The sequence below is a fragment of the Paenibacillus amylolyticus genome (genome assembly GCF_003719335.1).
GTDB classification, from domain to species: Bacteria; Bacillota; Bacilli; order Paenibacillales; family Paenibacillaceae; genus Paenibacillus; species Paenibacillus amylolyticus_D.
In genome coordinates, this window is the sequence record NZ_RIAS01000014.1 from 136,995 (window position 1) to 155,631 (window position 18,637).

Annotated in this window: 17 protein-coding genes and 1 riboswitch; of the genes, 11 read left to right on the forward strand and 6 right to left on the reverse strand. The window is 48.6% G+C overall.

Going from position 1 to position 18,637, the window contains the following annotated elements; all coding sequences use genetic code 11:
• The first annotated feature begins 71 nt into the window (after positions 1-71).
• The 4 genes from kdpC (at position 72) to EC604_RS22295 (ending at position 5,448) form a co-directional block, all read left to right on the forward strand.
• A complete protein-coding gene (gene kdpC / locus EC604_RS22280) occupies positions 72-635 on the forward strand; it encodes a potassium-transporting ATPase subunit KdpC (protein WP_123066266.1) in 564 nt (187 codons plus the stop codon).
• Positions 636-778: 143 nt separating this feature from the next.
• Positions 779-3,112: a histidine kinase gene (locus EC604_RS22285; protein ID WP_123066232.1), complete on the forward strand. Its 2,334-nt coding sequence runs from the start codon at positions 779-781 to the stop codon at positions 3,110-3,112.
• 17 nt (positions 3,113-3,129) lie between these two features.
• Entirely contained in the window at positions 3,130-4,746 is a 1,617-nt protein-coding gene (locus tag EC604_RS22290; RefSeq protein WP_240037103.1) for an ATP-binding protein, read from the forward strand.
• On the forward strand, positions 4,747-5,448 hold the full coding sequence (locus EC604_RS22295; RefSeq protein WP_123066233.1) for a response regulator: 702 nt from the start codon (positions 4,747-4,749) through the stop codon (positions 5,446-5,448). It begins immediately after the preceding gene.
• Positions 5,449-5,569: 121 nt separating this feature from the next.
• Here EC604_RS22295 and EC604_RS22300 read toward each other — a convergent pair whose 3' ends face one another.
• Positions 5,570-6,868, reverse strand: a complete 1,299-nt coding sequence (locus tag EC604_RS22300; protein WP_123066234.1) for an alpha-glucosidase/alpha-galactosidase — start codon at positions 6,866-6,868, stop codon at positions 5,570-5,572.
• Positions 6,869-7,096: 228 nt separating this feature from the next.
• Between EC604_RS22300 and EC604_RS22305 the strand changes: the two genes are divergently transcribed.
• From EC604_RS22305 to EC604_RS22330, 6 genes are all read left to right on the forward strand, one after another.
• Complete coding sequence (locus EC604_RS22305; RefSeq protein WP_123066235.1) at positions 7,097-7,933, forward strand: AraC family transcriptional regulator; 837 nt, start codon at positions 7,097-7,099, stop codon at positions 7,931-7,933.
• 98 nt (positions 7,934-8,031) lie between these two features.
• A riboswitch (cobalamin riboswitch) is annotated at positions 8,032-8,226 on the forward strand.
• Positions 8,227-8,350: 124 nt separating this feature from the next.
• Complete coding sequence (nikB, locus tag EC604_RS22310; protein ID WP_240037105.1) at positions 8,351-9,334, forward strand: nickel ABC transporter permease; 984 nt, start codon at positions 8,351-8,353, stop codon at positions 9,332-9,334.
• A 3-nt stretch (positions 9,335-9,337) separates the two neighbouring features.
• A complete protein-coding gene (gene nikC / locus EC604_RS22315; RefSeq protein WP_123066268.1) occupies positions 9,338-10,171 on the forward strand; it encodes a nickel transporter permease in 834 nt (277 codons plus the stop codon).
• Between the two features lie 18 nt (positions 10,172-10,189).
• Entirely contained in the window at positions 10,190-11,788 is a 1,599-nt protein-coding gene (locus EC604_RS22320; protein WP_240037107.1) for an ABC transporter substrate-binding protein, read from the forward strand.
• 32 nt (positions 11,789-11,820) lie between these two features.
• Positions 11,821-12,609, forward strand: a complete 789-nt coding sequence (locus EC604_RS22325; protein ID WP_205127945.1) for an ABC transporter ATP-binding protein — start codon at positions 11,821-11,823, stop codon at positions 12,607-12,609.
• On the forward strand, positions 12,602-13,468 hold the full coding sequence (locus EC604_RS22330; RefSeq protein ID WP_161557007.1) for an ABC transporter ATP-binding protein: 867 nt from the start codon (positions 12,602-12,604) through the stop codon (positions 13,466-13,468). The genes EC604_RS22325 and EC604_RS22330 overlap by 8 nt, the downstream gene beginning before the upstream one ends.
• Before the next feature lie 210 nt (positions 13,469-13,678).
• Here EC604_RS22330 and csaA read toward each other — a convergent pair whose 3' ends face one another.
• The 5 genes from csaA to EC604_RS22355 form a co-directional block, all read right to left on the reverse strand.
• A complete protein-coding gene (gene csaA, locus EC604_RS22335) occupies positions 13,679-14,008 on the reverse strand; it encodes a chaperone CsaA (RefSeq protein ID WP_123066240.1) in 330 nt (109 codons plus the stop codon).
• A gap of 200 nt (positions 14,009-14,208) precedes the next feature.
• A complete protein-coding gene (gene udk / locus EC604_RS22340) occupies positions 14,209-14,841 on the reverse strand; it encodes a uridine kinase (protein WP_123066241.1) in 633 nt (210 codons plus the stop codon).
• 191 nt (positions 14,842-15,032) lie between these two features.
• On the reverse strand, positions 15,033-16,160 hold the full coding sequence (locus EC604_RS22345) for a DUF4179 domain-containing protein (RefSeq protein WP_123066242.1): 1,128 nt from the start codon (positions 16,158-16,160) through the stop codon (positions 15,033-15,035).
• Positions 16,144-16,680, reverse strand: a complete 537-nt coding sequence (locus tag EC604_RS22350; RefSeq protein ID WP_123066243.1) for an RNA polymerase sigma factor — start codon at positions 16,678-16,680, stop codon at positions 16,144-16,146. Before EC604_RS22350 ends, EC604_RS22345 begins: the two co-directional genes overlap by 17 nt.
• A 347-nt stretch (positions 16,681-17,027) precedes the next feature.
• Positions 17,028-17,711, reverse strand: coding sequence for a type 1 glutamine amidotransferase domain-containing protein (locus EC604_RS22355; RefSeq protein WP_123066244.1), 684 nt, complete (start codon positions 17,709-17,711; stop codon positions 17,028-17,030).
• Between the two features lie 215 nt (positions 17,712-17,926).
• On the opposite strand from EC604_RS22355, the gene EC604_RS22360 reads away from it, so the two are divergent.
• Positions 17,927-18,574: a TetR/AcrR family transcriptional regulator gene (locus EC604_RS22360; RefSeq protein ID WP_123066245.1), complete on the forward strand. Its 648-nt coding sequence runs from the start codon at positions 17,927-17,929 to the stop codon at positions 18,572-18,574.
• Positions 18,575-18,637 lie beyond the last annotated feature (63 nt).

An 18,637-nucleotide genomic window follows, 5' to 3' on the forward strand; every position in this document is an offset into this window, starting at 1 on the left:
CATTCATGGTGAAGATGCCGTGGTTGTCCCCTTTTGATAAATACATTAAATCCATTCAGGAAGTGATTTGTATGAAGATGTTATTGCCCGCGTTGCGGTTGTCTGTTGTGCTCATGTTAGTCTGTGGTCTGCTCTATCCGCTTGTCACAACGGGGGTGGCCCAGTTGCTGTTTCCTTCACAGGCAAACGGCAGTCTCATCATTCAAAATGGGAAAATCATCGGTTCATCTCTGCTTGCGCAGGAAGTGAAGTCACCGGAATTGTTCCAGCCCCGCGCTTCAAATGCGAATTATGATCCAACCGCTTCGGCAGGGTCTAATCGAGCTGTGGCCTCACCGGAGTATATCGCAGAGATGAACCAAAAGCTAGCCGCGCTCCGTCAGGAAAATCCTGCGTTGCCGTATCAGGTCCCTGCCGATCTGGTTACAGGTTCCGGTTCAGGACTTGACCCCGATCTGTCCCCTGAAGCGGCTGAGGCGCAGATTCCGCGGATTAGTCAAGCGACAGGACTCAGTAAGCAGAAGTTGGCTCAGCTCATTCAGAATCATACACAGGGTCGCCAGTTAGGCATATTTGGTGAGCCGCGTGTCAATGTGAACGAGCTGAATCTGGCACTGATCGCAGCCGAGGAGTAGAAAAGAGGAGTTTTCGGAAATGTGGCGGCCCACTTAATGCCTTCTTCCAATCTGGAAGGGGCTTTCTCCATTTATTGCGGTAGGGAATAGTACTACTACATCACATGTTTGGAAGTAAAGCTTGAGGGAAGGAGGACAGCGGCATGGAGGACAGCTTCAAACGTAAATCACCGGAAGAGATGCTGCGCATGATTTCGAAGCTGCAAGAGGGCACGTTTAAAATCTACATTGGCCCGGTCAGCGGTTCAGGTAAAACGTATCATATGCTCAGAGACGGCAATCATTTGCGCGAGCAGGGCGTAGATGTCGTCATTTGTGCAGTCTCCACGATGAGAAGGCCGGAAACAGTAGAACAGCTTGGTGAGCTTGAGCGTGTGCCCAGCATTCACTGGATTCGAAGCAGTGACGGAGCGGAGATGAAAGACTTGAATCTGGATGCGTTGCTAGTTCGCAATCCGGAGGTTGTTCTGGTCGATGGGTTGGCACATCGAAACCGTGAGGGGGCAAGACATACGACCAGATTGGAGGATATCCGTTTTCTATTGCACCATGACATCAGTGTCATAACTACCGTGAATGTGTATGAACTGGAGGGGTATACCGAACTCGCCAGACAGCTCACGGGAATTAAGGTGGCACATACCGTGCCGGCAGACACACTGGAACTGGCGGATGAAGTAAAGCTGATCGACGTTACGCCAGAAACCATTTTGAGTCGTCTTGCGGAAGGTCATCTGCAAGGTCACGGGAGTGCGGACGTTTTCCGCCAGGGTAATCTCGGGATTTTACGTGAGCTGGCACTGAAACTTGTTGCAGAAGGGGTTAACGAGTCTTTACGTGAACATCGCGAGGAAATGGGTCTTCCGCCCGCAACAGGCATTATGGAACGTATTCTTGTCTCCGCGCAGTACCACTGGAACGGTTCGATCTACATTCAGCGCGGACAGCAGATTGCCCGTCGGTTGAACGGGAGCTTGCATGTCGTTGTCTTCCGTCCAATGAAACAGCCACTAACGAGGGAAGCGACGGTATTCCGCCGCAACATGATGAAACTGGTGGAGAAAATCGGCGGACACATGGAGGAACTTCCTGTCATACATCACCGCTATATCCCGGCAACATTGGCACAGTATGCGATCAAACAGCAGATTACCCGGATTGTTATGGGGCATTCGCGTCGTACACGCTGGCAAGAGTTATGGCAGGGCTCCCTCATTAACTCACTACTTCGCAAACTGCGGGGTGTAGATTTACTACTTGTTGCGGATCGGTCAGCGCGGGAGGGCGAACGGGTTGTGCCGGCAAAAGTAAATGACACGGAGCAGAAAAACTATCGCAGACTCAGTGAGCAGGAGATGAAGGAACAGATTGGACTGATTCGGCGTGGTACGTTCAAAATCTATATTGGAGCTGCTCCGGGGGTGGGCAAAACCTACATGATGCTACGGGAAGGTAATGATCTGTTGCGCAAAAGCATCAACGTGCATATCGGGTTGCTGGAAACCCATGGACGAGCGGACACGGTGGAACAAATCGGCTCCTTGTCCATCATCCCGCGAGCGCAGCGTGTATATCAAGGCACATGCTTAGAGGAAATGGATACAGAAGCGATATTGCAATTGCATCCCGAGGTGGTGCTTGTGGATGAGCTTGCGCATACCAACGTGCCTGGAAGTGCGCGGCAAAAGCGTTACGAGGATGTACTGCAGCTGCTGGACGCCGGCATATCCGTCATTACAACCGTGAACGTACAGCATCTTGAAAGCTTGAATGATGCCGTTGAGCATATTACGGGTGTTCGGGTGCGAGAGACGGTACCTGATCGGATCATGCAATTGGCGGACGAGGTGCAGCTGATTGATGTCGCTCCCGAGGCCTTGCGGCAGCGCATGCGAGAGGGTAAAATCTATGCAACTGCCAAGGTGGAGCAGGCGCTTGCGAATTTTTTTAAAATGGGTAATCTGATCGCACTGCGTGAACTGGCTCTACGCGAACTTGCGGACGATGTGGATGAGCGGCTTGAATTGCAATCATCCGCGCGTACATTACGGGGCCCGTGGCGCCGTGAGGAGTCCGTTTTTGTGTGTGTCAGCAGCGACCGTCACGCCGAGCGGTTGATTCGCAGAGGTTTTCGCATGGCTTATCGACTGAAGGCATCCTGGCATGTCCATCATGTACACATCGGCACAGGCATGGCAATGACTCCCGAAGTGAAGGAGCACCTGGCAGGTTTGGAGCGGCTCACTGTGCGGCTGGGGGGTCATTTTCATATCCATCAAAGTGCAAAGTTGCGGGAGGTACCAGGTATTTTGGATGCAAAGGCTACGGAAGCGAAGGCGACACAACTGGTGGTGGGGCAAGCGAAACGAGTATGGTGGCTGAATGGTCATCGCGGCTCAGGCTCGGTGGTTAATCAGCTTGTCCGTCTTTCGAGACATCGCGATGTGTTGATCGTAGCTGATGATGATTATAAATAAAGCGGGTGGAATTAAATTTGTCTGAACATATGGAAGAGGGCAAAGATCAGGAAAGCTTACAGGTAATCTCTCGTTGGAAAAGGGTTCCCGCCTATATATGGGTAACACTTGCCATCATCCTGTTAACCTTACTGCTTCATATCATTGGGATGAGTGATGATTTGGTCAATGTTGCTCTGGTGTACCTGTTTCCCATACTGATCAGTGCTGTATATTGGGGAATGGGGCCAGCAGTATATGCAGCGACCCTCAGTGTTGTAATGTTTGATTTCTTTTTTGTGCCACCTTATCTCAGTTTTACGGTAGAGGATTTGCGATATCTCATTTCGTTTGGGGTGTATTTGGCTGTTGCCATCATGACGGCAAGTCTCGCCGGACGTTTACGGCAACAGCTGGGTCGGGTTAAATCTCGTGAAGCCACAACGAATGCCCTGTATGATCTTAGTCGACAGATCACTGCAATTACCGATCTGGATAACTTATTGGATAACATGACGAGCCAGATATCCCTTATGCTCGGAAGTCCAGCTGCCATATATCTGCCAGATCAGCAGGGTGAACTGAAGCTTTGGACGAAACAGGGATCCGCGTCTGAGATCGGGACAGAGAAGAGTGCCTGGGGAAGTCGTTCTTCGGAGCTGGCTATCGCCGATTGGGTCTATAAACAGGGGCAGATCGCAGGTAAAGGATCACCCAAGCTTGGGGAGTCGGCGGGGCTGTATGTTCCGCTGCGAACAGAGAATCATATTCACGGTGTACTTGCCGTGCACATGACAACCAATGAGCCGGAGAAGCAGCAGGAACAGCGCCAGCTGCTGGAAGCCTGCGGAAGTCTTGCGGCAGGTGCGATCGCCCGGGTGAAGCTGGCTGAGGAAGCGCGTCTCGCTCAAGTTACCGCCGAATCAGAGCGCATCCGAACTGCGCTGCTGGATTCGGTATCCCATGAGCTGCGTACGCCGTTAACCGTCATTATCGGTTCAGCCACAGGGCTGATGGAGAATGATACTCTTTTTACACCCGAGGATCGCCTAGAATTGACAGGAAATATTCGTGATGGCGCGTTGCGTATGAATCGTCTCGTGACCAACTTGCTTGGCATGGTGCGGCTGGAGAGCGGTATGCTGCAACTAAATCGCAAATGGTGTGATGTAGGAGATATGATGAGCATTGTTTTGGCAAAAGTCAGAGAATTCAGCCCTCACCGTGAAGTTACGGTGCAACTGCCGGAAGACCCCGTCTTTTTTGACGGAGATGAGGTGCTGCTCGAGCAGGTGCTCGTGAACATCGTCAGCAATGCAATCAAATATTCACCCGATGAGAGCATGGTGATCATAAGGGTTAAGAATGAACCGAGTCAGAGTTGTGTGACCTTCATCGTAGATGATCAGGGTGTTGGTATTGAGGAACCGGAGCGCACTCGCGTGTTTGATAAATTTTATCGCTCACCCTCCACGCAGCATATTACGGGAACCGGACTGGGCCTCGCGATCTGCAAAGGGATTGTGGAAGTTCACGGAGGAACGATCCAAGCTGAGGGGAATCCGGATGGAGGAACAAGAATACGTATAGAGTTGCCTGTGGGAAGGGATGGAATGCCATTTTCCTATACAGTGCAAGGAGAGGTTGGAGATTAAATGAATGCCGCATTAGGGGCTCGCATTCTGGTCATTGATGATGAACCACAGATTCGCAAACTGTTAAAAGTGACCCTCCAGGCTCACCAATATGATCATTATGAGTGTGCTGATGGAGAAGAGGGTATTATGCAGGCAAGTATGGTGCATCCCGATCTGATTATACTGGACCTGGGTTTGCCGGGCATATCTGGTATGGACGTGCTTCACCGCATTCGGGAGTGGTCACAGGTGCCGATTATCGTGCTGACAGCGAAGGATCAGGAGGCTGATAAAATTGCCGCACTGGATGCAGGTGCAGATGATTATATGACGAAGCCGTTTGGCATGGGTGAACTGGTTGCCCGAATTCGGGTGGCGCTGCGGCATGTGGCCAAAACAACGGATGAACCCATTTTACGATTTGGCTCACTGGTTATCGATTTGGCTCTCAGGCAGGTTGAACTGGATGGAGAGCAGATCAAATTAACGCCGACAGAATATGAGATGTTAAAGGTACTTGCTTCAAATGCAGGCAAAATCATTACCCAGCGCCAGCTTTTGCAACAAGTATGGGGTGCGCATCATCATGAGTCGGACAGCCACTATTTGCGGGTGTATGTGGGTCATTTGCGTAAAAAATTGAAGGAAGATCCCACACGGCCATCCTATATTCAGACGGAACCGGGGATTGGATATCGTTTTCTGCTGCCTGCGGAGTAATCTGAACTAAGTGAAAAAGAGCACCGTCCCCTTCCATTTCGAAAAGCACGGTGCTTGGTTTGTATATTTTGGTCATATATCTTGGATATAATCTTTGTTTGTATATGTCTTGTTGGTTATATTATGAGAATTTTGGCAGCCAGTCGCCGTGGGCTTCAATCAAATCGTCGCACATCGCCACGATGTCGTCCATGGACAGCTCGGCAGCCGTATGCGGATCAAGCATAGCCGCGTGATAGATATGCTCCTTTTTGCCTGTAATTGCGGCTTCGATGGTGAGCAATTGGGTGTTGATATTGGTACGGTTCAGCGCTGCCAGCTGTGGCGGCAGGTCACCAATATACGTCGGGCTGATGCCGGAGCCATCGACCAGACAAGGAACCTCGACACAAGCTTCGCGTGGCAAGTTGGTGATGAGCCCGTTGTTCATGACATTTCCGCCAATTTTATACGGACGGTCTGTCTCCATCGCTTCCATAATGTGCGAAGCATATTCATGGCTGCGGGTATGCTGAATATTTTCACTCGCGAACAGCTTCTCTCGCATTTCCTTCCAATCAGCAATCTGGTTTACACAGCGGCGTGGATACTCATCGAGCGGGATGTTGAAGCGTTCGATCAGTTCCGGGTAGTTGCGTTTGATAAAATACGGATGATATTCTGCACTATGCTCAGAAGACTCTGTGACATAATAACCGAAGCGATGCATGAGTTCATAACGTACCATATCGTCGTGAGTCTCCTGCTGTTTCTGTCTCGCAAGACGTTTGATCTCAGGATACAGATCGACGCCATCTTTTGTTACTTCCAGGAGCCATGCCATGTGGTTAATGCCAGCAATTTTGGCAACGACACCAGTCTGGTCAATCCCCAGCGAATCGAACAGATGTGGTACGCAGACTTGTACACTGTGACACAGACCAACCGTTTTAATTCCGCCATGCACGTTCATGACATTGGTGAGTACAGCCATCGGGTTCGTGTAGTTCAGGAACCAGGCGTCCGGGCATACTTCCTGCATATCCTTGGCGAAGTCCAGCATCACCGGAATGGTACGCAAGTTACGGAAGATTCCGCCAATGCCGAGCGTATCGGCAATCGTTTGACGCAGGCCATATTTCTTCGGAATTTCAAAATCGGTAATCGTACACGGGTCATACCCGCCCACCTGGATGGCATTGATTACATATTTAGCTCCGCGGAGTGCTTCCTTGCGATCAACGTATGTTTTAACAGAACAGCGGCTTCCGAGCGACTGGGCCAAGCTTTGTAACAAACGCTCCGAGTCACTTAGACGTTCAGCATCAATATCAAACAAGGCCAGTTCGAAGTCCTGCAAGGCCTCCGTCATCATCACATCACCCAATACATTTTTTACAAAAACGGTGCTGCCTGCACCGAGAAACGTAATTTTGTTCATCTCAAGTTCATCCTTCCCGAAAAAAATGTTGTACCCCAACTATAGGCCGAACAGGCTCATATCACTATGGCTCAAACCCTCTCGAATATGGCATAATCCCATTTTTGTTTTCGTTTTCAGCAAGATTTCCTTTCTTCCACCTGTTATAATTTATTGTATGAACAGATAAGAGAATATGTGGGCTCGCCTTAAGATGTCTTTAACCTCATCGTCGAAAGGAGGGGAAACATGAGTCGGAAAGTTGAAATGAATGTGGTCTCTGCCGGCTGGACGCAGATGGAACTGGTTTTGTTATTTTACGGCTGGGAGGCATGTGATCCTGCCCACTATTGGGGGCCGGGAGTGCGTGATTCCTATATCGTGCATTACGTACATGAGGGTCATGGTACGGTTTATATGGGAGATCGTGAATATCCTCTGAGCGAGGGCCAAGGATTCCTCATTTTACCCGACACGGTCATTCATTATGAAGCCGATGCAGAAGAGCCTTGGACATATTCATGGTTTGGCTTCAGAGGTGTACAGGCGAAGGCTTTTATGCAGCGTGCGCAGTTAAGTGAGGAGCACCCGGTGTTCACTGCTCATGAACCGAATATGATGGCAGCGCTGTATGACGAGATGCTTCAGGCTGGAACGAGTTCCCTTCCAGGAGGGGATGTAATGCATCAAAGCCTGTTATATCGACTTATGGCAGCATTAATTGCATCCTCACCGATCAAAGAAGAAGAAAACCCCCTCCTGTCGACGAAAGAGACTTATATTCGGCAGGCTGTGCGGTTTATGGAGAATCGGTATAGTCAGCGTACCACTATTCTGGATATCGCACAGGCTGTCGGGTTAGATCGAACGTATTTATCGGGGTTGTTCAAAGAGCGATACGGCAAGTCGCTACAAGCCTTTTTCCTGGAGTATCGCATGAATCGTGCGGCGGAACTGCTTCGCAACCCGATGTTGTCTGTGAGTGAAGTAGCCCACTCCGTTGGATACACTGACCCGTTACTCTTTTCCAAAATGTTCAAACGTGTGACAGGGGTGTCACCCAAGGGTTCGCGAGTACGGGATTAGCCGCATTTATGATTTCAATTTTAAAAGAAAAGTTTTGAACATTATTCCGCATGCCGCTATACTGATACAGAAGTGTAACAGATACCAACTTTTAGTGAATTGAATACGTGGAACTTGGTGCTCTACCCGCTGGGGTAGAAGCTTAAAAGGGAAGTCCGGTGTGATGCCGGCGCGGTCCCGCCACTGTAACAGAGGAGTCAGGCAGCATATCCACTGGTCTGGAGAAGACCGGGAAGGAGCTGTTATGGCAATGATGCTGAAGCCAGGAGACCTGCCAGGTTGGACAAACACAGCAGTACCCTACGGGAGATAGGAAGGTGTTTAAAGAGCATGATTTTTTTCTGAAAATCTGTTTATTTAAGGCGTCCTTATCCCGTGAAACGGAGAAGGGCGCTTTTTTGAATTGGATTGAAATAAATGAGAATGATGGCGTACACGCGCATTAAACCGGGGAAGGGCGTTTTATTATTGGGCAGATATATCGTTAAACGGTTAGTACAACTGGTCGCCGTTCTGTTTGGAATCACCTTCCTGACATTTCTATTAACGTATCTGTCTCCTGGAGATCCCGCCAGACTGATGCTGATGTCCACTGGAGTTACACCTTCGGATGAACTGGTCAGACAGGTGAGGTCAGAGCTCGGGTTGGACAAGCCGTTTCTTGTTCGGTATGGAACCTGGCTAGGGCAAGTGGTCACCGGAGACTTTGGTACGTCGTATAAATACGACCGTCCCGTACTGGATGTGTTAATGGCCCGCCTTCCAGCAACGCTCAAGTTAACCGGGAGTGCGATGTTTCTGGTAATTTTGATTTCCTTTCCGCTGGGAGTTCTTTCGGCTGTACGCCGGAATCGATGGCTCGATTATGTCATTCGCCTGTTTTCGTTTGCCGGTCTATCCATGCCAAGCTTTTGGCTGGGCATGCTGCTGATGCTCGTATTTGGTGTACAGCTGAAGCTGTTACCCGTTATGGGTAATTCCGGCTGGCACAGCCTGATCCTGCCTGCGGTCACACTGGCTATTCCACTGATCGCCCAATACAGCCGGCAGATTCGTGCAGTCATGCTGGAGGAGATCGGCCAGAATTACGTGGTGGGAGCAAGAGCGAGAGGTGTGAAGGAATCGATGATCATTTGGCAGCATATTTTGCCGAATTCACTGCTGCCGATTGTGACACTTCTGGGCATGACAACGGGAGCATTACTTGGCGGAGCAGCGATTGTGGAAAGTTTATTCGTATGGCCGGGGGTAGGCCAGATGGCGGTGGATGCCATTTTCACTCGGGACTATCCCCTGATACAGGGGTATGTGATTTGGATGGCAGTCATCTATGTCACCCTGAATCTGATCGTGGATCTCTGGACACATCTGCGTGATCCGCGCATTCAACTGGATGTGTAGATGATGATGAAGATTCGAGCATACCTGACACAACGTCGTCTATTTATTTTTTTGCTATCCCTGACTGCGGGTTGGATCGTTCTGGCTTTGATTGCGCCGCTTCTGGCACCTCACGATCCACTTGCCACGAATTTTGCCAAAGTGTTGCAACCATCCAGCCCCGAATATCCACTCGGCACGGATCAGCTTGGGCGATGTGTCCTGTCCCGACTTTTATATGGAGCACGCACATCTCTGTTGCTCACCTTTATGATGATCGGTATTGTTTTCAGCTTAGGCGCAGCGGTTGGTGTCGTTGCAGGTTTTCTGCGAGGACTGGTGGATACGATGCTGATGCGGCTGTGCGATACGTTGATGGCATTTCCTGGTTTGATTTTTGCGATTGCCGTAGTAGGGATGTTAGGGCCGGGACTATTTAACACGGTGGTTGCACTCTCCGTCGTCTGGTGGGCAAAGTATGCACGGATGGCCCGAAGCCTGGTCATTTCTCTTCAGCAAAAAGAGTTCGTCACTGCCGCTGCATTCAGCGGTGCGCGTAAAATTCAAATCATTAGCAGAACGATTCTGCCGAATATGTTGCCCCCTTTGATTGTCATGGCAATGATGGACGTGGGCGGCATGATGTTGTCGATCTCGGGACTGTCTTTTCTCGGGCTGGGTGCACAGCCGCCTGATCCTGAGTGGGGAGCGATGTTGAATGAAGGCAGAAGATATCTGCAAACAGCGCCTTGGCTGCTAATCTATCCGGGGCTTGCGATATTTAGCACGGTTATCATATTTAATTTGCTGGGGGACAGTCTGCGAGATGTGCTTGATCCCAAGAAAAATACAGTGTAACTGAAGGGAATGGGAAGCATGAGCAAGGTTCAAAAAACATGGTTGCTGGCTATCATATCAATGATGATTATTCTGTTGCTCGCGGCTTGTGGTAAAGACAACAATTCAACACCTTCATCATCAGATGCTGCGGGGAAACCTTCTGGTGTGGATGCGAGTGGTGCGGCTGGTGAGGGCAAGAAATCACATCTGAATGTGGCCTTGTTCTGGCTGGGCAGCAGTCTTGATCCTGCCGATGAATGGAATGGCTGGACGCTGACGCGCGCGGCTATTGGGGAGACGCTGGTTCAGTTTGACGAGCAGATGAAGATGGTTCCCAAACTGGCGGACAAGTGGGATCGGATCGATGATACAACTTGGCATTTTCATATTCGGGACGGGGTAACGTTCCATAATGGCCATCCCGTGACTGCGGATGCGGTGAAAAAATCAATCGAACGCTCCATCTCGCTGAATGAGAGAGGCCAATCCACACTGCCAATTAAGTCAATGACTGCCAAGGGGCAGGATCTGACGATCAAAACAACACAGCCAGATGCCTCACTGTTAGGCAATATTGCAGAGCCGCTGTTTATTATCGTGGATACGAGTGCAGATACGTCAAAATTCAAGAGTGAGCCCATCGCTACCGGGCCATTCATGGTTACAGGATATAAGCCCGATCAGGAGATACAGGTCAAGAAGTACGATAAATACTGGGGCGGCGCGGCCGATCTGGATACGATGACACTGAAATACATCAAGGATGATAATACACGGGCGCTGGCGCTGCAATCAGGGGAAATCGATGTAGCGAGTAATGTGGGACGCAGCCAGATGCCTCTTTTTCAGGATCAAACACAATACACCATTGACGAAATTCCGAGCCTCCGTACGCAGTTTGTGTGGTTTAACACGACCCATTCACTGCTAAGTGATGTAAAGGTTCGGCGCGCCATTTCTTACGGAATTGACCGCGAAATGTACGCGAATACGCTGGTGGGTGGACAAGCAGCCAAAGGGCCGTTTACCTCTGCATTACCTTTTGGGTATGACAAAATTACCGGATATGATTACGAACCTGCGAAGGCAAAACAATTGCTGGATGAGGCTGGATATAAGGATACAGATGGAGATGGCATTCGGGACAGGGATGGGAAGAAGCTATCGTTACAACTCATCCTTAACTCAGCTTATGAATCCGATTCCGTTGTGGCTGCTGCGATGCAGTCCCAGCTTAAAGAAATTGGGGTGGGGCTGGAGCTCACCTCATATGAGGATCTCACCGACCATCAGAAAAGTGGAAATTATGATCTGGCTCTGACGAGCATTAATACAGGCATCACAGGTGATCCGCAGTATATTCTCGACTTTTATTTCAAAACAGGTGCGGAGTGGAATGTTGGCGGATACAGCAATCCGAAGCTGGACGAGCTTATTGAGCGTCTTCACTCGGAGTTTGATGTGGAGAAGCGTTATGCCCTTGCGGCAGAAGCGCAGCAGATTATTCTGGATGATGCAGCTTATATGTTTTTGACATATACACCGATTAATATCGTCGGCAAAAGTAATGTAAAGGGTGCAACGATGTACCCGATCGACTTCTATCTGCTAGATCGCAACATTAAGGTCGAGTAGTGATGACGTCCTTGCGTGGGGGGAAGACATCTTTGCTTGTTGAGCTGAAGAATCTGTCTGTAAGTTATAAGGAAGGAATGCCTTCCTTGCAGGATGTATCCTTTTCGATGAAGCCGGGAGAAATCATTGGCATTGTGGGGGAAAGCGGCAGCGGGAAGTCGACCCTGATCCGGGCTTTGCTGGGACTACTGCCTGTAGGCGGACGATACACCGGAGGAGAGATTATTTTTCGGGAGCGGGTGTTGCTACGTAACTCGCAACAAGATTGGCAGGGGATGCGTGGCAAACGAATCGCGATGGTATTTCAGGACAGCGGTTCGTATCTGAATCCGATTCGTAGTATTGGAAGTCAGTATGTGGAGGCCATTCGTGCCCACCTGCCTATGTCCCGGAAAGAGGCTTGGAGATTGGCCGTTCACACACTGGCCCGTATGGGGCTGGATGATCCAGAGCGAGTCATGCGTGCCTATGCTTCTCAGCTTAGCGGGGGGATGAAGCAACGGACAGCGATTGCGATGACTGCTGCGTTGGAGCCGGAACTGCTGCTGGCGGATGAGCCGACGAGTGCGCTGGATGTTACGACTCAAAACGAAGTGATGAGCCAATTGAGCAGGCTCTGTGCGGACAAGGGAACGGGCATGATCCTCGTGACGCACAATATGGCGGTTGCGGCCCATATGGCTGACCGGATTGGTGTGATGTTAGACGGCAGGTTGGTGGAACTGGGAGATACACTGCGTGTCATATCGAATCCCACTCATGAGTATACTCGCAAGCTGCTGCATGCTGTACCTGAACTGGAGGTGAATGCGCATGACTGATGACAGATCACCGATTCTGAAACTGAGTAACGTATGTAAAACGTACGAGTTGAAAGGGCAACAGGCTGTTCAGGCATTACAGAATGTGGATCTGGCATTATATCCCGGGGAGTGTCTGGGCATTGTCGGGCAGAGTGGAAGTGGCAAAAGCTCACTGGCCAAGTGTGTAACCCAGCTGGAACAGGCGACTTCAGGAGAGATTTGGTACCATGGGCAGGAGATTAACCGTTTGAAAGGTGAGAAGCTTCGTCAGATGCGCAAGCAAATTCAGATGGTATTTCAGGAGCCTGCGACGATTTTTAACCCACGCATGAAGGTGGGCATGTTTATCGGTGAGCCTCTGTTGAATTATAAAATGATGAAAAGGCAGGCGGCTGCTCAGGAAACACGCAAATTGCTGGAGCGAGTTGGTTTGTCTGCTTTGGATGCGAATAAGTATCCGCACGAATTAAGCGGCGGGCAACAACAGCGAGCCGTCATTGCTCGTGCGATTGGTGTACGGCCCGAGATCATTTTGTTCGACGAAGCTACCTCTGCCCTGGATGTTTCCATCCAGCAGCAGATTTTGGATCTGCTCATGGAATTGCGTAGGGAGACAGGAGTTTCCTCCATATTCATATCACATGATCTTGCGGTGGTGCAGCAGGTGAGTGACCGTATCGCAGTCATGCATCAAGGGAGAGTAGTGGAGGTTGTGAACAGTTCCAAGCTGACCAGTTTGGCAAATCATTCGTACACCCGAAGTCTGATGTCCTCCGCTCTGTCGCTTAGAGAGCTGAAGGGTGAGATGCAGATGCGGGAGCGTGTTGAGATTTTGGCGGGCGCAGATGAAGTAGAAGACAAGCAGGGTTATGCATAAGTTATAAGAGAGCAGGGTTATCTGTAGTGAATTCTTTTGATGGATGAATTCACACTGCGGATAACCCTTTTGATATTCTCATCTATACGGAAATGAGCTGGTCTGGTGAAATCCTCTAATTGCCACTGATTTATAAGTGAAGCATGGATATATTGTAGATGCGGTGCCTGTGTATTGCCGTTACGTAAACTTTCGATATTAAAGTTGAATTCAGGCAATCGGCGTTCCATTGGGTAACGGATGATCTGGGGAGAGCAGAACGACATCACCTTCGCCGGGAACACCGCCCAGTACAAGTACCTCGGACACGAAACCGGCAATCCGCCGAGGTGGGAAATTCACGACAGCAACGACCTGTTTGCCAATTATCATCTCGGGTGTGTAACGGTGGGTGATCTGGGCACTGGAATTTTTTAAACCGAGTGGTCCAAAATCTATTTTCATCTTAATCGCAGGAACACGAGCCTTCAGAAAAGGTTCAGCCTCCACCACGGTACCTACTCGAATATCATGTTGCATGAACTCTTCAAAAGTAGCCATAGATAAACTCCTCTCAACGAACGATGTCATATAGTATAGATGATATATCTGTCCCCGAAAACAAAAAATCCAGATTACGCTGTATCGTAACCTGGATTTCCGCCTAAAATCTTCTGATAGGATTTTTTCCAAAGAAATGCTCGAAGTCATATTTCCTAAAAACCCCTGAAAAACTCCTGTTATCCCTTATGCAACTGTGATTAAGATCTGTTCCAGTTTTCTCCCGTGAGATACTTCTCAGTAAGAATGGACAGCATCTGAATCCCTACTTCATTATGCCCGCCCTCAGGGATGATGATGTCCGCATACTTTTTGGACGGTTCGATAAATGCATCATGCATCGGTTTTACTGTTTCGAGATACTGTTTGTACACGGATTGAATCGAGCGTCCACGCTCTTCCATGTCCCGCAGTACTCTGCGCAGAATGCGTACATCGGAATCCGTATCTACAAATACCTTGATATCCAGCAGTGTACGAAGGTGCTCGTCAATCAGTACGTGTAACCCTTCGACAATGACGATGTGGTTCGGCGCAAGCTCAATCGTTTCGCCTGCAACGCGGTTATCTATGGTGAAGTCATACACGGGAGCAAATGCTGGTTGGCCCTTTTTCAACAGGGTAAGATGCTCAATCAACAGATCGTTATCAAAAGCAAACGGGTGATCGTAATTCGTCAGTCTGCGTTGCTCAGGTGTGAGGTCTGACTGGTCTTTGTAATAATTGTCTTGGGATATGAATGTAACTTTGGCTGATCCAAGACGTTCAATAACGGAGCGGGCTACCGTTGTTTTGCCGGAGCCGGTTCCTCCGGCGATACCAATAATGAGCATGGTTGTTCCATAAACCTCCCTAAAGTGGCAGCATGATCAATCGATAAAGAGTGCCCAAAATGTTTTATTTTTAAGCGCGATCTGCATGTCTGTCTGCGAATACACAATTCCCTCATTGTACCACAGCTCGCTGACTTTTTCATCTTAAGGAACAGACCATGTTTTGCCTTTAAGAAGGAAGCTCATTTCTGCTATGGCAACTGAATTTTTATTTCCATCCCCTTAATGAATTGATCGTCTTTGACCACTTCGGCAAAATCATCTTTCACCTTAAAAGGTTTTACAACCAGGTATTTCACGTCCTTGGCTGTGGTGGCATAGATGCTTTCCCAGTTCAGCTGGTTTGCTTCATACATACCTTCACCGCTCAGTGCGGTCAATTGTCGGCCTTGATCATCATAGACAGCAAATCTGATTTCACGCAGCTGTTTCTCTTCTTTGTTACTTAACGTTTCTTTCCCTTTTAACGCGATCGACGCAGTTAGACGAGTCGTAATGGGTGTGACCTCGGCTTTGTTCACAGTGACCTTGTACAGATCATTTTCTATCGTACTATTCGGCTGAACGTTGTGAGTGTCCGTTGTAGATTTGGTAAACGGAACTGTCAGTTCGAACTCATGATCCATACCTTGTAGCGTCAACTTCACCTTAGCATCAAATTGATCCGGGATGACACCCGTATGGTCTGTAGGAAGGACCTGTTCAAAAAGCAAAGTATCAGGCTCGTTCGCCCCGGCTGAACTATAGAACAGACCGCTATCTGGACGAGAACCGTTCACATCAAAAAACACATTGTCAACACCGCTGCTTAGCTTCACGATGTCCTTGCCATTGTCATACATGCCCTGATGGAGATTAGGCGCAGTGACATGAACGAGAAACGCCGCACGTGTGCCGTCATAGACCGTTTCCAATACCTTGAATTTCACATCCTGATAAGCAAACGAGCTGTTCACTGGCGTAGTCAAACCTTCGTTACCCGCTGTTCTAAGACCCATATCGGCCTCAATGGAGCTGAAGAGACTGCCTACAAACGGAATACTACGCAGAGAATCAGCCATTGCTGGAGAGACAAAACCGGATGCAAATACCGTTAAACCCAGCACACCTGCGGCGACAGCGACTCCTGCAGTGCGGCGTAGTCCTTTATGAACACGTCGTGGATGATGAGACTGAAACGACTCCATGTTCATTCGGCTAGGTGATTCGGTAAGGGAATCTAGTGTAGCATCAATGCGGTTGCGCACAATTTCAGACATGGCAGGACGCTCCTTGGCTTGCTCTTTTAATTTTTGATCGAGATTAAACGGGTTTGACATGTAATTTTACCTCCCGATAGTTTTTGAATTTCTGATAAAGATCTTTCCTTGCGCGGCTCAGCCTCATCTTCACGGCGCTTTCGGACAGGCCCAGTGTATCTGCGACTTGACGCAGGCTCATATCTTCAAAGTAATGAAGTACAATCACAATGCGTTTGGCTTCTTCCAGCTGATCGACGGCTTCCCGCATATCCACCTCATCGTATGGACTGGGTTGTGCCTGATGTTCTGCGGGCACTTCTGCGTAAGAAGTGGAGAGAGAGCGGCGGGATAACAAGGTATTGCATTCATTGATGAGAATACGGAACATCCATGTTTTGAAATACTGCGGTTCTCGAAGAGTATGCATGGATTTGTAGGCTTTCAGGATCGTTTCCTGAATCGCGTCCGCGGCATCTTCCTCTTTGCGCAGCATGGATATGGCGGTATTGTATAGGGAATTTTCAATCTCTCGGATCAGCCTGATGAAAGCTTCACGATCTCCCTGGATAGCTTGTGTAATGAGATCGGGTAAATCCATAGTTAACAGCTCCTTTCGTAACGGTTTATATCGTGTTGGAGATACATCTCTTGGCCGGTTTTACATAGATTAGACTGCCGAGTGAGGCAGATGGTCACATGTATTTTGAGGGTTTGGGAAAAAAGTCAGAGTGTGCACCGAATACCAGACACTTCGTATGTTAGACGTGTAAGAGGATGGCCTACCCTTAACTCGAAACAGTATTAGGAGAGGAAGCGATGCCTTGACGCTCCTGGAGAACATAAGGAGCATCACAAAAAAGCACGTACCTGTCAGATCATGACGGGTACGTGCTTTTTTGTGAAGTACTCATTTATATAGAAAGCTCATGGGGGAGCTGAGATATCTTACAGACCAAGCAACTCTTTAACACTTTCAGCTACGGCCTTGCTAGATTGCGGATTTTGTCCCGTAACTACACGTCCATCCGTAGTTACATAGGAAGTGTATGGAGAAGATTTAACATACTCGGAAGCACGTTCGCGCAGAGCATCCTCCAGCAAGAAAGGAACATACTTTGTTTGTTGTGCCAGTTCTTCTTCCTCGTTCGTGAAGCCGGACACTTTTTTATCGTTAATCAGAAGCAAGCCAGTGGACAGCTTCACATTCAGCAGGGCAGTAACCCCGTGGCACACGCCGGATACCACGCCACCTTTTTCATATATATCACGTGATAGCGCTTGAAGTTCGGCATTCTCCGGGAAATCCCACATTGTACCGTGTCCACCCGTGAAGTAGATTGCATCGTAGTCGCTTGCGTTTACTTCACTCGGTTTCAACGTGTTTTTCAATTTATTCATGAAGGATTCGTTTTCGAAATAAGCTTTGGTGCTGGCATCCAGAGAGTCACCCAGACTTTTCGGATCAAGTGGCACGTTGCCGCCGTTCGGGCTAACCAGATCCATCTGCACATTTTCGTTATGGTCGAACTCTTCGATGAAGTGAGTGGCTTCACTCAGCCACAGACCTGTAGGTTCATCCTTGGTTGCATATTTATCGACATTGGTCAAAACAACTAATATTTTTTTCATCGTAAAAAACCTCCTGCATATGCTCGTTATTTAAATTGTGTAAAATATAATTGTTAACAACTTCATGCAGACAATATATCATACCTGTCTTTCAAAGTAAACTAAATTAATAAAATTCGTATAGTTTGTTTATTACGTCTATTTTGTCCAGGCATGGTATACTCATTATATTGTCCAATTTGGAGCAATTGACGCAGCATGAAGGAGGCACCCCTTTGAAACGTTTGGAAAATTCACAAAAACTACTGACCAAAATCATTCCGGTTCTGCGTGCAAAGTCCATCAGTTCCCTGCGCATGGATGACATGGCGAAACATATGGATATTAGTAAGGCAACCCTATATAAATACTTCTCATCGAAAGAGGAAATTATCCAGAACGTTCTGAACGTATATATCGAAGAGATTCATGATTCCAGGGCGACAATGGAGGATGATATGATCTCGTACGAGCGTAGATTTCAGATTGCCTATGAGCATGCGATGACCCATGTGTTATATCTGCCCGAGTTCTTCTGGAGCGAGGTGAGGAAGCTTTACCCAGTACTATACCAAGAGATTGCTTCTGCTCTGCGGCATCATAGTGAACAGTTATGTTCCTTTTTTGAAAAGGGAATGGCACAAGGCACCTTTAATCGTATTAGTCCGGTGCTGTACATGATTCAAGATGAAGCGGTGATCCGCAGAATTGCTGAGCCGTCGTTTTCCATTACGCATGATATGACAATCCGTCAGGGCCTATTTGACTTCTACATCCTGAAGAAACATCAGTTACTCAGCCCGTCACGAATCGGGAATCTGGATGATCAGCCAGTAAAAGCCTACATTAGCGAACTGATTCAACAGTTATCACGGACGATGTAAAGAGCGGATTGGAGAGGGTTATTGGATGGTCAGCTCTGGATATAACAACGGGGAGTATATATT